This is a genomic window from Ruegeria lacuscaerulensis (assembly GCF_013031245.1).
GTDB classification, from domain to species: domain Bacteria; phylum Pseudomonadota; class Alphaproteobacteria; order Rhodobacterales; family Rhodobacteraceae; genus Ruegeria; species Ruegeria lacuscaerulensis_C.
Map to the genome: position 1 here is coordinate 17,798 of NZ_WPZL01000034.1, position 15,274 is coordinate 33,071.

Sequence of the window (15,274 nt, forward strand, 5' to 3'; positions counted from 1 at the left end):
TTCTGGGTCATCCGTCGATCTTGCTGAGATCGGCCACGCTGGAACAGACCTGTCTGATTTGGCTCAGCAGGTTCAGACGGTTGCGGCGCAGGATATCGTTGTCGGTGTTGACCTGAACGTCCTCGAAAAACGCGTCCACCGGGCCACGCAGTGCGGCCATTGCCGACATCGCGGCAGGGAAATCCTCGGACGTCAACGCCGGGTCGATCCTGGCCTGCGCCTGATCCAGAGCCGCGAACAGCGCCCGTTCACTATTCGTCTCGGCGAATTTGACATCCGCACCGTAGGAGTATTCGACGCCGTCCTTCTCTTCGGCCTGCGTCAGGATATTGTTGGCGCGCTTGAACCCCTGCACGAGGTTTTCACCATCCTCGGTCGCGATCACCGCATTCAGGGCGCGGGCGCGTTTGACCAGCAAGTTGAGGTCGTCATTGCCGTCCATCGCGATACAGGCGTCAATGATGTCGTGGCGGATGCCCTCGTCACGGAGGAAGACTTTCAGGCGGTCGTGAATGAAGGCGAGTAGGTCGCCGGTAATTTCCTTTGAACTCAGTTCGCTTGCATTACCAACACCGTCAAAGTCCTCAATACTGTCGAAGTCCAGAACATCGTCGATTGTAACAGAACGTGCAGCGCTTCTATTGCGCTCCACTTGGGCTTGCATTGGTTCCCGAAGTTTTACTCGCAACTCGTTTAGAATAGCCAACCGAATAACCCCCAACGCCGAGCGACGTAGGGCAAACGGGTCTTTCGACCCGGTTGGTTTCTCATCAATCGCCCAGAACCCGGTTAGCGTGTCCAGCTTGTCGGCCAGCGCCACGGTCACCGACAGCGGCGCGGTCGGCACGTCATCTGATGGGCCAAGCGGCGAGTAGTGCTCCTGTGCCACGGCGGCGACGGCAGCATCCTCGCCGGCAGCTTCGATGTAATACCGCCCCATAAGCCCCTGAAGTTCGGGGAATTCATAGACCATTTCCGAGTTCAGATCGGCCTTGGCCAGTCGCGCGGCTTTCTCTGCCTGATCCGCCTCCGCACCGGTTACCGGAGCCAGTTCACGGGCCAATGCCGCAATACGCCCGATCCGCTGGGACTGCGTGCCCAGCTTGTTGTGGAAGGTCACATTCTCCAGCGCGCGGGTCCATTGGGTGATGTCAGATTTGGCGACGCGCAGATCGTTCTCCCAGAAGAACTTGGCATCGGCCAGACGGGCCGACAGCACCTTCTGGTTCCCGGCCAGAATGGTCGCACCATTGTCGGCGGTTTCGCGGTTGGCCACGGTAATGAACCGCTCGATCCGGCCCGTTTTCGGATTGCGGACCGAGAAGAATTTCTGATGCTCTTTCATCGAGGTTTGCAGCACCTCGGGCGGCAGGTCGAGGAATTCGTCGTCGATCTGCCCCATCAGCACCACCGGCCATTCGACCAGCCCGGCGACCTCGGCCAGCAGGCCCTTGTCGTCGACCACTTCCAGACCGGCGGCAAAGGCCATGTTCTGCGCATCGTTCCAGATATGCTCGGCGCGGTCGCCGGGGTTCAGAACCACAAAGGCGCGCTTCAGTTTGGCGGCGTAATCGTCGAAAGACGTGACCGAAAACCGGTTCGGCGCCATGAAACGGTGGCCTGCGGTAGTGTCGCCGGATGTGATGCCATCGACTTCCAGCGGCACGACCTGCGTACCCGCCTCATCGCTGAGGATGCACAGGATCGAATGCAGCGGACGCACCCAGCGCAGCGGCCCACTGCCCCAGCGCATCGACTTGGGCCAGGGAAAATTGCGAATGGTCGCTTCAAGCACCTCGGCCACGATCTCGGCTGCGGGGCGGCCGGCTTTTTCGATTGTTGCGAAATAGACGGCACCTTTAGGCGTATCGCGTTCCTCAAGCTGGTCGCGGGTCAGGCCGGCACCGCGCAGGAACCCTTCAATCGCCTTGTCCGGAGCGCCGACCTTTGGGCCTTTGCGTTCCTCACGGATTGTTGGGCTTTCGGCCAGCAACCCTTCGATTGCCAGCGTCAGGCGGCGCGGCGTGGTCAGCGCGGCGGCACCGGCATAGGTCAAACCAGCCTCGACCAGACCGTCGGTAATCCGCTTTTTCAGATCCTCGCCCGCGCGGGTTTGCATGCGTGCGGGGATTTCCTCGGAAAACAGTTCGATCAGCAGGTCGGGCATTTTCGGTCCTTAGAAATTGACGATCGTCTGAATGACGATGGCATTGGCGATATCCACAAAGAATGCGGATACAAGGGGCAGCACGATAAAGGCAATAGGCGACGGGCCATATCGCTTGGTTACTGCGGTCATATTGGCGATAGCGGTGGGTGTGGCCCCCAGAGCAAAGCCACCGAACCCGGCGGACAGAACGGCGGCGCGGTAGTTACTGCCCATCACCGGGAACAGAACCCAGATCACAAAGGTCACGGCAAACAGGGTTTGTGCTACCATGATAACCACAATGGCCAATCCAAGCTCTGCAATGGTCCAGAGTTGCAGGCTCATCAGCGACATGGCCAGAAACGCGCCCAGCGAGAATTCCGAAATCAGCGCCAGCGAAGGGGTTCGTGACACAGGCGGCGCATTCGGGGCCAAAGCCGAGCGCAGGTTGGCGATAACGATCCCCATGATCAGGCAGGGCACGAACAGCGGCAGTTTCAGGCCGGTGGCGATGATCACTTCATTCAGAAAGTAGCCCGAGATGATCGCCAGATTCAGGTACAGCAGAACCCGCATGATCGTCAGGTGGTCGATCTTTGATGCGGCCTCAGCCGGGTTATCCGGCAGACCGACGGTGTGCTCTTCTTCCGGACGGTCAGGGGTCAGCTTTTTCCCCTCGACCAGCACACGTGCAATCGGACCACCAACCAGAGCTGCCAGAACCAGACCCAGGGTCGCCACGGCCACACCCAGTTCCGTTGCGCCCTCTAAACCGGTCACGGTACCAACCTCGGGCGCCCAGGCGATCGCCGTGCCGTGCCCCCCGATCAACGCGGCTGATCCGAACAGAACACCGGCCTGCGCCGGATATCCGAACGCCGCTGCACCGACTGCGCCAACTACGTTTTGAGCCACGATCGTCACTAGCGTCAGAACCAGAAGCAGAAACAAAGGCTTACCACCCGAAATCAAATCGGAAAGCCGAGCATTCAGCCCGATTCCGGCAAAGAAGACGACCAGCAGGAAATCCCGTGTCGCCAGCCCGAATGTCAGTTCGAAGCCACCGAAAAGATACAGAAACAGCAGCACAACGGACGCCAGCAACCCACCCGTGACAGGCTCGGGGATGTTGAACTGGCGCAGGACCGCAACCCGTGCGTTGATTTCGGCACCGATCAAGTAAACAGCGAAACCGAGTGTCGCAGTCAGAAAGTCGGGAACCTGTAACACTGCTTCGGCCATAGCTGGGCCTCAGTTTTCGGGTCTGGGCGGACATTCCTCACCCACGACCGTTCCGTCATATGCCTTTTCGCCGCAATTGTTCAAAGCGTGCCAGACATAGCCTTTGCCGTCCTGTGTCACGACGACGATCCGATCAACGCCGTAATGGATGTTCTTAACCCCCATGAATGCCTGCGCCTGCCCGGATTTCAGTGCGTCGGCAATAGCCACTGCATCGTAGCAATGAAACCAGCCAGGGGCCGTCAGAGGCTCGGGGCTTTCGACCTGCTGGAATACGGCCAGATCCTCTGTTGTCAATTCCGTTTCAAAACATGCCCGGTATCGGATCGGAGAGCTGTCGGCATCTATGGCCTGAAACACCGAATAGGTGATCGGTTGCGGGTTTTCGGCACCGATGGCCAATAAAGTCACGTCCTTGCCGGGCTGAGGCGAGACATCATAGTAAAACCCGTAAACCTGCAGGTAATACATGCCCCCTCCGGCCAGAGCCGCGGACACCAAGAGGATGATTGCAAGCAGTTTTCCAGTCATCTTTTGAACATCCTGATCACGCGGCCTCTTTCAAACTTGCTGCAAATACGACAGTTTCCAACCTGATACAGGCTGACATGAGGCTTTTGGAATGGACACGACCCTTGCCGTTGGGTTTTTCGGCGCGCTGTTTGCGATCATGAACCCAATTACCAACCTGCCTGTCTTCCTGAGCGTGACTGACGGCCTGACGGCGGCGGACCAGCGCAAAGTTGCGGTGAAAACCGCCACCTACTGCCTGATCCTTGGCGGCGCTTTTGCTGCCATTGGCAACCAAACACTGGGTCTCTTTGGGATCAGTGTGGATGATCTGCGGGTTGCGGGTGGTCTGGTCGTTCTGATGATCGGGCTGAATATGCTGAACGGCAACGAAAGCAGTTCGCACCACGGGACGGAAGGGGAAAAACAATCTTACCCGGCACCTGAAACCGTCGCGTTCTATCCGCTGGCCTTTCCCATTCTGGTGGGTCCCGGAACGATCACGACCCTGATCCTGTATGCGCACCATATTTCCAAACCCATGGATGCCATTGTTTATGCGGGTGTTTTTCTGGTCGTCCTGTTTTTGCTGTTCATCACTTTCTGGAACGCGTCGGCCCTGGCAAAACGGCTGTCGAACAACGCGCGAGTCATCATGAGCCGCTTCATGGGCATGATCCTGTCTGCCATCGCAATCGGCATGATCGCCGCTGGCCTGAAAGTGTTGTTGCCGGGATTGGCCTGAGCGCCCCATCAGGCCTCGAACCCAGCGGCCTCGGTCAACAGAAACGCGTCAGCGCATTGTTTTGCCAGCGCCCTGACGCGGCCGATATAAGCCTGTCGTTCCGTCACCGAGATCACACCGCGTGCATCCAGCAGGTTAAAAACATGGCTGGCCTTGATGCATTGGTCATAGGCTGGATGCGCCATGATGATACGCTTGCCGGTTTTTGGGTCGTCATGGCCCTGCGCAAGAATGGCGGCACATTCGGCCTCGGCCTCTTCGAAATGCCGCAACAGAACTTCGGTATTGGCCACGTCGAAATTCCAACGGGCATATTCTTCTTCGGTCTGCTTGAAGATATCGCCGTAGGTCAGCGGGCTGGGCGATTGCGGATCGTTGAAGGGCATGTCCATTACGTGGTCGATGCCCAGCACATACATTGCCAACCGCTCCAGACCATAGGTCAACTCACCTGAAACCGGCGCACAGTCATGACCGCCGACCTGTTGGAAGTAGGTGAACTGGCTGACTTCCATGCCGTCGCACCAGACTTCCCACCCAAGGCCCCAGGCACCCAGGGTCGGGCTTTCCCAGTCATCCTCGACAAACCGGATGTCATGCAGGTCCATATCGATACCAATGGCCTGAAGCGAACCCAGATACAGCTCTTGCAGGTCCGGCGGGCTGGGTTTGATCAGCACCTGGTACTGATAGTAATGCTGCAACCGGTTCGGGTTTTCGCCATAACGCCCGTCCGTTGGGCGACGGGACGGTTGGACATAGGCCGCAGCCCATGCTTTGCCCCCCAAAGCGCGCAACGTGGTCGCCGGATGGAACGTGCCAGCCCCGACCTCCATGTCATAAGGCTGCAGGATGGCGCAGCCTTTCGAGGCCCAATAGGTCTGAAGCCGCAGGATAATCTCCTGAAATGAGCGAGGTGCGCTGGACTGTTCGGTCATGACATTCCCTTTGGACGCCATCGCGCCCGGTTCCGGTCGGTTTTGCCCTTCCTATGCAAGGGGCCAGGAGGCGTCAACGGGCCAAAGCGCCCCTGCTGTCACTGCGCCGCCACACTGGAAATTCCCCGTTTTCCGGGCATGGCATTCCGCGCCTCAAATCGCGTAGTCTGCCGCAAAGCTAAAACACCGCGGACACGGGCAGACAATGACACGCATATGCACTGCAATTTTGTTTCTATTTTCCTTCGGCGTCAGAGCCGTTTTTGCGCAACAGGACGCCGGCGTCTGGGTGCAGGTCGAGGCGCGGCCCTCGCTGCGTGAAGCGCAGGAACGCGCGCAGGCTTATGCGAATGTTCTGCCGGACGTGAACGGATTTCGGTTGAACTCTGGCTGGTATGCCATTGTTATCGGACCATATTTACGCAGCGACGCCGAACAGGTCTTGCGCGTTTACCGTGCTGAGGGGCAAATTCCTACAGACAGCTACATCGCCTTCTCAAGCTCTCTGGGTCAGCAATTCTGGCCGATCGGCGCGAATATTCTGGACCGGGGCGTTGTTTCCCCACCTGTTGAGCCCATACCGCAACCCGAACAACCGGTTGCGGGACTGACGCCGCAACCGTCGGATGAAACGAGATCTCAGGCGCTGCAGGCAGAGCGTCTTTTGACCGCGCAGGAACGCAGGGAATTGCAGACCGCACTTCAGGCGGCTGGATTCTACAACGCCACCATAGATGGCGCTTTCGGTCAGGGTACCCGCCGTTCGATGGGGGACTGGCAGCGGTTCAACGGATTCGAACCGACCGGCGTCCTGACCACGGCACAGCGCAAGGCGTTGATGGACGACTACAACGCGCCGCTGATCAGTGTTGGTATGGATCGCTATTCGGACCCGGAGGCTGGAATTGATCTGGATCTTCCGCTGGGTGTCGTTGCATTTGACAGATACGAAGCGCCCTTTGTGCATTTCAATGGTTCGACCGATCTGGACGCCCGCGCGCTTCTGATCAGTCAGGAAGGCAACAAATCGACGCTGCGCGCGCTTTACGAAGTCATGCAATCGCTGGAAATCGTGCCTCTGGATGGTCCGCGTCAGTTGCGCGGTGACCGCTTTACATTGGAAGGTCGCGGCAACGGGATCGTTTCGTACAGCGAGGCTGCTCTGAAAGATGGCCGGATCAAGGGTTTTACGCTGGTCTGGCCCGAAGGCGATGAAGCCCGCAGAACACGGGTACTGGCCGCAATCAAGGCCAGTTTTACCACCAATGACGCCGTTCTGGATGCTGGCGCCGGGTCGGATGCTGAGCAACGGATTGACCTTGTCTCGGGATTGCAAGTGCGCAAGCCCCGCCTGTCCCGGTCCGGCTTCTTCACCGACGCAAGCGGTACGGTCCTGACGGTCTCGGAAGCCGCCGACAGCTGCAGCCGGATTACGCTTGAAGGTGATCAGGAACTGCAGGTGGCCTGGAATGACGCGGATTCAGGCGTGGCTGTTCTGCGTCCCAGCCGCAATCTGGCCCCGATCAGCATCGCTGAATTCAGCGCTGACAAACCCCGCATTCAATCCGAAGTCGCGGTTTCGGGTTTTTCCTATCAGGGCGCTTTGGGCGCACCGACGCTGACCTATGGCCAGATCACGGATGTGCGCGGTCTGAACGGTGAAGAAGGCGTAAAGCGTCTGGCCTTGGCGGCCCAGCCGGGCGACGCCGGCGGCCCGGTATTCGACGACAGCGGTCAGGTTGTCGGCATGCTTCTGCCCACTCCGTCCGAAGGGCGTACCCTGCCCGCCTCGGTCAGTCTTGCAGCCACCGTGGATCGTCTGAACGAGATTTTGTCCAAGGCTGGCATGTCGGGTCAGTCGGCAGAATCGGCGGCGTTGATCTCACCTAATGAGTTGAGCCGCAGGGCAAACGGAATGACTGTGCTTGTCCATTGCTGGGATTAAAACAACCCACAAACGATCAAAACGCCGCCCCATACGGGCGGCGTTTTTTTCAGATGATGTCAGGCGTGACCCGGATCAGCGTTGGAACCGGCGCATCAAAAGCCGCGCGAACATTGGCCTGCATCTCTTCCAGGTTGCGGGGCGCGGCTGACAAGGCACCAAACGCTTCGGCCAGCTTGCAGAAATCCGGGTTACGCGCCACAACCGCGTTAGGGGCAATCTGACCCCGTACCATGCTGTCTTCGATCTCTTTCAGCTTGCCGTTGTCCCACAGGATGATGGGAAGCGACAGGCCGAGTTCAACAGCAACGCCGAGCTCCGTCATCGTATATTGGAACCCGTAATCTCCTGCGATCACGGCAGTCGGCTTGCCTTTGCGCGTCACCGCGCCGCCTATACCGGCAGGCAGCCCGTACCCAAGCGTGCCAAACCCGGTCGGGTGGTGCCAGTGGTAAGGATAGGCCATCTCCCAAACCTCTTTGGCGACATAGGCGAACTGGGTCATGTCGGAATAGATCATTGTGTCGGCAGGCATGGCATCGCGCAACGCATCCATCACCGGTACGATCCCCGGACGTTCCGCATCAACTTCTGCGCGCCAGCGGGCACGGACCTCAGCAACTTCCTCTGGCGACCAGCCTGTCGCGGGTTGGACTTTGTCTATTGCAACCCAAAGCGTGTGAGCAAAGCTCTCGCCATCCGCCTGCAGTTTGACCGCTGCCCGGTGGTGGTCGGACAAAACCTTTGGATCCAGGTCGACGCGCACGAGATTGGCGCTGTGCCCCAGAGAGTCGCGCCACAGATCAACTTCACCCAGTTCTGTACCAACCGCGACAACCAGATCGGCCGAGGCAATGATCTCGGCACTTCCCGGGCGCGGCAGCGTTGCACCGAAGTCAAGCGCATAGCTCAGCCCGGCCATTCCGCGCCCGGCATAGGTCGTGAAACACGCGGCCCCAAGCTGGGTCAGGATCTGCCGCCAAAGGTTGGACCGTGCGCCGCCGCCCAGAATGAACAGAGGCCTGCGGGCGATATTGAGCAGCGACATAACCGGAGCGATGTCCGGCGGCAGAACCTTGGTACGCAGCCCCGGCTGATTGGGAAATGGCGCGGGATCGGCCTCGGCCTCAAGCTGTGCGATCGGCATCTGAATGTGCTTGGGGCGCGGGCGAGACAGTTCGAATTCTTCGAATGCACGCTCCACCAGCCCATAAACCGCCTGCGCAGTGTTGGCCTGACAGGACCAGTCGGTCACGGTTTCGGCTGCGGCACGTTGATCCTTCATCTGGTGCAACTGGCCGTGCACCCCCTGCGTTTCATCCAGACAGGATGACATCACCAGCATTGGCACCGAGTCCGTATAGGCCTGCCCCATCGGGGTCATGATGTTGCAAAGCCCCGGCCCGGTGATCACATAGGCCACCCCGGGCTTGCCAGTCGCACGCGCATAACCGTCGGCCATGAACCCGGCCCCTTGTTCATGGCGGGCCAGAACATGCGTGATACCGGCCTCTTCTATGCCGCGGTACATTTCCTGATTATGCACGCCGGGGATGCCGAAAATCACGTCAACACCCCGATCCTTCAACATATGCGATATCTGGGCACCCAAGGGCCTTTTCATCAATTTCTCCAGAATTGGACGGTGAACAACGCGTATACGGCCAGCAGTTCGAGTCGCCCCACCAACATGCCAATGGACAGCAGCCATTTCGCGGTATCGCTCAGCCCCGCAAAATTGCCGGCCGGACCAATGTGATCCCCCAATCCAGGCCCCACGTTAGCCAGTGCCGTGGCCGCCCCCGAAACCGAGGTGATGAAGTCCAGCCCCGTGAGGGCCAGCGCCCAGGCCAGCACCCCGAGGGACACGACAAAGAACATAAAGAAACTCATCACCGAAGTCAGAACATCCGGTCCGATCGTGCGCCCGTCATATCTTGGGGCAAAGACACCGTGCGGCGACCGGATCCGGCGGATTTGCGTTTTGATAGAAGCAAATAACAACTGATATCGGAAAATCTTAATCGAACAGGCAGTCGACCCCGCACACCCGCCGATAAGGCCGATCAGAAAAAACAACATCACCGGAAAACTGCCCCAAATCATATAGTCAACGCTGGCATAGCCGGTGCCGGAAATGATCGAGGTAATATTGAACAGGGATTCCCGGAACGCTTGCTCCCAATGGTGCGGAAACACGGAAATCAGGAAGATCGCCATGATCGCGACCAACACCAGGATTGTCGCCAGAAAAGTCCGTATCTGACTGTCATGCCAAATCGAAGTGGTATTGCCGTTGGCGAACTGAACATAGCGCACGAACGGAAGGGCCGCGAGGATCATGAAGACCGACGCCGCATACTCCGTTGGTCCCGAAAAGGTGGCGAACGACGCGTCGTAGTTGGAGAACCCCCCCGTTGCGATGGTGGTCATCGCATGGACCAGCGCGTCGAAAAAGCTCATGCCCAGACCGGCATAGACCAAGGCACAGACAAAGGTCAAAAAGACGTAGATCAGAGAAATCTGGCCCGCGATCTCTTGCGCGCGCGGCAGGATTTTTCCCATGGTTTCAAATCCTTCCGAGCGGAAGATCTGCATACCTCCGACCCGAAGTTCCGGAAGGAAAACCATGGCAACGACAATGATGCCGATACCGCCCAGCCATTGCAGAACACCGCGCCACAAAAGCAACCCCTGCGGCAGGTCGTCGAGGCCCGAGATTACCGTTGAACCGGTGGTTGTCAGTCCCGACATCGCCTCGAAGTAAGCATCTACAAAGCGCAGTTCGGTTTCACCGAATAAAAAAGGAATTGCGCCAAATAACGGCAACGCCACCCAGACGCCAGTGGTCAGCAAAAAGGTCTGCCGGATCGTCAGCCCCTCGCCCACACCATTGGAACAACTGAGCGACAGAATAACGCCGGTCAGTATGGTGATAAGGCCGCTTTCCAGAAAAACATGCCATTCGCCCCGGCCTTCGAAGAGATCCGCAAGCATGGGCAGCAGCATGGTCGCCCCAAGAATGGCGACCAACAGGCCAATCACATATCCAACCGGGCGCATATCCGTCATGAGGCGCAGCGTTGGCGCGCCTGCACGACTGTGTCAAGCGGATGTCCCGTTTTACTTGTCTGTTTTGCTGGCTGATGCAGGCATAACAGGTGGTTTTGACGGAGCACGCGTGCGCCGATGCGGTGCCGCTGGCTGAGCTGTTTCAGCCGTGGGCGCAATCGGTTTGGCGGCTTCTACCTTAGGCGCTGCGGGCTTTGCAGCCTCGACCTTGGGCGCTGCCTGTTTCACAGCATGCGCCGTGGGGGCAGATGGTTTGGCAGAAACCGTGGGCGCGGCCGGTTTTGCTGTGGTTTTCGCAGATGTTGGTTTGGCAACCGCCTTGGCCGCGGGTTTGGCCTTAACTTTGGGAGTCACAGTTTTGGCCGCGGTCTTCACCACTGCAGGCTTGGCCCCTTGCGTATTGGGGGCAGCAGTCGCTGTTGTCGATTTCGGCTCTGCAGGCCTTGCTACAGCAGCACGGCGGGTGCGCGGTGCTGGTTTTGGTGTCGCAGTGGCAGTCGGATTTGGAGATTTCGAAACCGTTTTGCTTGCGGCTTGGGCCGTTGCGGGTTTTGCCGGAGCGTTGGGCTTTGTGGTTGCAGCAGGCTTGGGCGATTCGACCTTTGCCCGCGCAGTCGTTTTGGCCCGTTTGCTCGGTTTGGCTCTTACAACCGGCGCCGCTTTGGCTTTTGCAGCCTGTTTGACCGCATTTGCCTTGGACTTAAACTCGGGTTCCTTGGAGGCCGGTGAAGGGGCCGAAGACGCCGCGTGCAGTGCGTGCACCGGTACAAACGGCAGTTCCATTGCCGAGCTGGTCAGGATTTGCATGATTTTCAGTTGGTTGCTGACCGCATATCCGGCCATGCGAATGGCCGCCGCCTGAAATTCCAGCGGTTGGGTAATCAGATTCATTAGTCGTTTCTCCTGTAATAGCGATGCAACCTGAGCAACAGCGAGGGACCCTGTCCGTCCCGATATCTCGGACGGATGCGAAGTCTTGAAGTCCCGCGGCGTGACACGTCTCGGCTTCCTTTCAGTCCGGCATGACCGCTGAAAAGCGCGCATACCATGGCTGCATTCCCCGCTATTGTACCGTGGAATATGGTGCGTGTGCAGCAATTTTTGCCGCAGTGCGGCAAAAATTCGCCGTTAGTCGTATTTTGAGACTTCCTGACGTCCCCGTGGATTACCCTACATGGAACAGCGTCGTGAACAGACGCGGGTCCAGGCTGGCCGAGACAAAGGTCGGACCCTGGGTCAGAACGGATACCGCATCATGACTGTGCAGACTTTCCTGATGGCTTGCCACTACACGGAAATCGCCGACATGGTGGTCGGCCAGCAGTTCGGCACAGAAAAGGCGGGCGGCATCCTCAACAAAGATCGGGTTGGCGGCGTTGAGCTCGGCAAAGGCCTGCTCGTCCTCACGCTTGACCATCACCTGTGTCTCTGTCGGCACGGCGCGGCGGCACAGCGCGATCAGGTCCTCGAACCAAAGACAATCTGCATCGCAATCGACGACGACTGAAATCCGGGCGACCGAACGCTGGGAATGCGGTGTTGCCAGTTGCCCGCGGGTGGAACGTGCATGTTCGCTGAGTTCCAGCGAACATGGGCAGGTCGACGAATAAACATAGTCCAGATGCATGATCTTCTGACGGACGCCGTTCTGTTCGACCAGTTCCAGCGCAATGTCGTAATACTGATACCCTTCCAGCCCGGACCGCAGGCTTTGCACGCGATCAGGATAGGAAAACCGCATCTGAATTCGCGCATCAAAGCTGTCCAGATCGGACATGTAGTCGTCCAGCGCGGCCTCCATGACCTCAAAGCTGAACGTACGCTCGGCATGTTTGTAGAACGAGCGCATGATCCGGGACATGTTGATGCCCTTTTTTTCGGCTTCTAGGCTGACTGACCCGGTTACCGACGTTTCCAGAGTCAGATCCGCGCCGTTCTTGCGGTGGAAGCGGATCGGCAGGCGGAAATTGGAGATGCCCACGTGCTGAATCTGCTGCTTGGCCCCGCGGATCAGACTGGACGGTCCGTTCTGAAGGTCGGGCAGAGTCGCACGGTAGGCGTCATCGGACACAAACCCTTCGGGGTAGTTGCGTGACAACGAAGGATAACTCACCGGCACCAGCCCGGGCACCAGACGCGCGATGGTAGGATCGAGCTGGCTGATCTCTGCCTCAGTCGCGGATTCCGCCCATTTGCGCAGGGTCTTCAGCGCGGCGGCGGCCTCATCATGGTCAGGTGCGTCATCAATGTCACGGGGGTGCACGTTCATCGATCAAAGTTCCTCGGTTGATCGCCGGACTATATACAGGTTCAGCGCGTTTTCCAGTGTAACCATATACGCATCAAAACATAGCCCGGATCGAAATCCGACGAAGGGCGCAGTGATTGCGCCCTTCGCATTTGCATTCGAACAGGGTCTAGCAGGTCTGAAACACGATTTAGTGCTGAGAAACGTCCAATGCGCGCTTGATATCGGCAAGCAGGTCGCCCGCGTCCTCCAGACCGATGGACAGGCGGATCAGGCCGGGGGTGATGCCCAGTTCCTCTTTCAGTTCATCGCTCAGCCGCTGATGCGTCGTTGTGGCTGGATGCGTGGCAATCGATTTGGCATCGCCGAGATTGTTCGAAATCACCGGGATCGTCATAGCATTCAGGAACGCAAACGCCGCGTCTTTGCCGCCCTTTATGTCCAGCGACAGCACCGTGCCGCCCTTACCGCCCAGTTGCGACTGAACGAGGTCGTTCTGCGCATGGGTCTTCAGACCGGGGTACAGCGTCCGCTCCAGCGCCGCGTGCCCTTCCAGCGCCTCAGCTACGATTTGCGCCGTCTCGGCTTGGGCGTTGACCCGCAGAGCCATGGTTTCAAGGCCTTTCAGCATGATCCACGCGTTGAACGGGCTTAGCGCACCGCCTGTATGTTTGAGGTAAGGTTCGACCGTGCCACGGATGAATTCCTTGGTGCCGATGATTACACCACCCAGAGCGCGACCCTGCCCGTCGATATGCTTGGTCGCGGAATAGACGACAACGTCTGCGCCCTGTTCGATCGCGCGCGAAAATACGGGTGTGGAAAAGACATTGTCCACGATCACCACGGCCCCAACCGCGTGAGCCAACTCGGCAACCCCCGAGATATCGATCACCTCTAGTGTGGGATTCGACATGGATTCAAAGAAGACAGCCTTGGTGTCAGGCCGGATCGCCGCTTTCCAGGCGTCCAGATCGGTGCCGTCGACAAAGGTCACCTCGACCCCAAACCGGGTCAGGATGTTTTCCAGAATATACAGGCACGACCCGAACAGGGCCTTGGCCGAGACCACGTGGTCGCCCGCTTGCAGCATCGCGGTCAGCGCTGCATTCACGGCAGCCATTCCGGACGCAGTGGCAAAGGCGTCCTCGCCCCCTTCCAGCGCGGCGATGCGCTGTTCGAACATCGACACGGTCGGGTTGCCATAACGTGCATAGATGAACTCATCCGGGCCGGTCTCGATGAACCGCGCCTCGGCTTGCTCAGCGTTTTCATAAACAAAGCCCTGGGTCAGAAAGATCGCTTCGCTGACCTCATTGTATTGGCTGCGACGGATGCCGCCATGGACGGCTTGGGTGCGTTTGTTCCAGCTCTCGCTCATGTCAATCCTCTCGGCCCTTGCCCGGCAAAGGCATCAAAAAAACCCCAGACGCGGTCAAGCGAAAGGGGCCTTTCATCCTGACCTTTTAGCGGTGTTGTTTAGCGTGGCCCGCAATCCGGTAACAAATCGCCACGTAGCTTGTGCGACGCAAATACGCCGCGCGCCCTATGCCGTCAAGCCCGGTCGCCGCTCTGTCACGCTTTCGTAACTCCCTCTTGCCGATTGCGCAGAATGCCGCATGATCTGCTCAACCCAAGGAGACGCCATGATCGATCTGTATTTCTGGCCCACGCCGAACGGCTGGAAGGCATCCATCGCATTGGAGGAGATGGAGCTGCCCTACACCACCCATCTGGTCAATATCGGCAAGGGTGAGCAGTTCGATCCCGAATTCCTGAAAATCGCCCCCAACAACCGGATGCCCGCCATTGTCGATCCCGACGGCCCCGATGGCGCGCCGATCTCGGTTTTTGAGAGCGGCGCGATCCTGATGTATCTGGCTCGCAAGACCGGGCGCTTTTACGGCGAAACCGAACGCGACCGGATCGCGGTCGAGGAATGGCTGATGTGGCAGATGGGCGGAGTCGGCCCTATGGCCGGTCAGGCGCACCATTTCCTGAAATACGCCCCACAACTGGACCCGCCGCAGGACCTTGCTTACGCCAAAGACCGGTATCGGGCCGAGGTAGGACGACTTTACGGGGTGTTGGACCGTCGTCTGGCCGAGAACGAGTATGTCGCGGGTGATTTCTATTCCATTGCCGACATGTCGATCTGGGGTTGGGCAAGCCTGTGGGAAGGTCAGCAACAAGCGCTGGAGGACAAACCTCACTTCGCCCGCTGGCTGGAAACGGTAAGCGCGCGTCCGGGGGTTCAGGCCGGTCGCGCGCTACATGCCGAACTGCGTGGAGATCATAGGCACAAAAAGGCGCAGAGCGTTTTGTTTAAGAGGTAAGGCGTTTTGCCTAATGTCCGTTTCGAGCCCAAAGCGGATGAGGTGGGTGGCTCCTGCTCCACCGGCATCGAATGTGCCAAAGTGCAGTT

At 58.7% G+C, this 15,274-nt stretch carries 12 protein-coding genes and 1 riboswitch; of the genes, 3 read left to right on the forward strand and 9 right to left on the reverse strand.

Going from position 1 to position 15,274, the window contains the following annotated elements; genetic code table 11:
* Nucleotides 1-7: 7 nt before the first annotated feature.
* From glyS to GOX66_RS22110, 3 genes are read right to left on the reverse strand one after another with little or no spacing between them, the layout of a single operon-like run.
* Nucleotides 8-2,167 carry a glycine--tRNA ligase subunit beta gene (glyS, locus tag GOX66_RS22100; RefSeq protein ID WP_170765541.1) on the reverse strand — a complete coding sequence of 720 codons (2,160 nt, stop codon included), beginning with the start codon at nt 2,165-2,167 and terminating at the stop codon, nt 8-10.
* Between the two features lie 9 nt (nt 2,168-2,176).
* Nucleotides 2,177-3,391 carry a sodium/glutamate symporter gene (gene gltS, locus GOX66_RS22105; protein WP_170765542.1) on the reverse strand — a complete coding sequence of 405 codons (1,215 nt, stop codon included), beginning with the start codon at nt 3,389-3,391 and terminating at the stop codon, nt 2,177-2,179.
* Between the two features lie 9 nt (nt 3,392-3,400).
* On the reverse strand, nt 3,401-3,922 hold the full coding sequence (locus GOX66_RS22110) for a DUF6446 family protein (protein WP_170765543.1): 522 nt from the start codon (nt 3,920-3,922) through the stop codon (nt 3,401-3,403).
* A 91-nt stretch (nt 3,923-4,013) separates the two neighbouring features.
* On the opposite strand from GOX66_RS22110, the gene GOX66_RS22115 reads away from it, so the two are divergent.
* Nucleotides 4,014-4,646 (forward strand): MarC family protein, encoded by a 633-nt coding sequence (locus GOX66_RS22115; protein WP_170765545.1) that lies wholly within the window; start codon nt 4,014-4,016, stop codon nt 4,644-4,646.
* Nucleotides 4,647-4,654: 8 nt separating this feature from the next.
* Here GOX66_RS22115 and GOX66_RS22120 read toward each other — a convergent pair whose 3' ends face one another.
* The gene (locus GOX66_RS22120) at nt 4,655-5,584 is read right to left on the reverse strand and encodes a glycine--tRNA ligase subunit alpha (protein ID WP_170765547.1); all 930 of its coding nucleotides are present in this window, start codon (nt 5,582-5,584) and stop codon (nt 4,655-4,657) included.
* Between the two features lie 205 nt (nt 5,585-5,789).
* Between GOX66_RS22120 and GOX66_RS22125 the strand changes: the two genes are divergently transcribed.
* Nucleotides 5,790-7,529, forward strand: coding sequence for a serine protease (locus GOX66_RS22125; RefSeq protein WP_170765548.1), 1,740 nt, complete (start codon nt 5,790-5,792; stop codon nt 7,527-7,529).
* A 49-nt stretch (nt 7,530-7,578) separates the two neighbouring features.
* On the opposite strand, the gene GOX66_RS22130 is transcribed toward GOX66_RS22125, so the two are convergent.
* From GOX66_RS22130 to metZ, 5 genes are all read right to left on the reverse strand, one after another.
* Nucleotides 7,579-9,153 carry a thiamine pyrophosphate-binding protein gene (locus GOX66_RS22130; protein ID WP_170765550.1) on the reverse strand — a complete coding sequence of 525 codons (1,575 nt, stop codon included), beginning with the start codon at nt 9,151-9,153 and terminating at the stop codon, nt 7,579-7,581.
* Nucleotides 9,153-10,601 (reverse strand): TrkH family potassium uptake protein, encoded by a 1,449-nt coding sequence (locus tag GOX66_RS22135; protein WP_170765552.1) that lies wholly within the window; start codon nt 10,599-10,601, stop codon nt 9,153-9,155. Before GOX66_RS22135 ends, GOX66_RS22130 begins: the two co-directional genes overlap by 1 nt.
* Nucleotides 10,602-10,652: 51 nt before the next feature.
* Nucleotides 10,653-11,492 (reverse strand): transcriptional regulator, encoded by an 840-nt coding sequence (locus tag GOX66_RS22140; RefSeq protein ID WP_170765554.1) that lies wholly within the window; start codon nt 11,490-11,492, stop codon nt 10,653-10,655.
* A gap of 274 nt (nt 11,493-11,766) precedes the next feature.
* Nucleotides 11,767-12,870, reverse strand: coding sequence for a GTP cyclohydrolase FolE2 (gene folE2 / locus GOX66_RS22145; RefSeq protein WP_170765556.1), 1,104 nt, complete (start codon nt 12,868-12,870; stop codon nt 11,767-11,769).
* A 169-nt stretch (nt 12,871-13,039) separates the two neighbouring features.
* On the reverse strand, nt 13,040-14,230 hold the full coding sequence (gene metZ, locus GOX66_RS22150) for an O-succinylhomoserine sulfhydrylase (protein WP_170765559.1): 1,191 nt from the start codon (nt 14,228-14,230) through the stop codon (nt 13,040-13,042).
* Nucleotides 14,231-14,295: 65 nt separating this feature from the next.
* A riboswitch (SAM riboswitch) is annotated at nt 14,296-14,373 on the reverse strand.
* A gap of 122 nt (nt 14,374-14,495) precedes the next feature.
* On the opposite strand from metZ, the gene GOX66_RS22155 reads away from it, so the two are divergent.
* Nucleotides 14,496-15,185, forward strand: a complete 690-nt coding sequence (locus tag GOX66_RS22155; protein WP_170765561.1) for a glutathione S-transferase N-terminal domain-containing protein — start codon at nt 14,496-14,498, stop codon at nt 15,183-15,185.
* Nucleotides 15,186-15,274 lie beyond the last annotated feature (89 nt).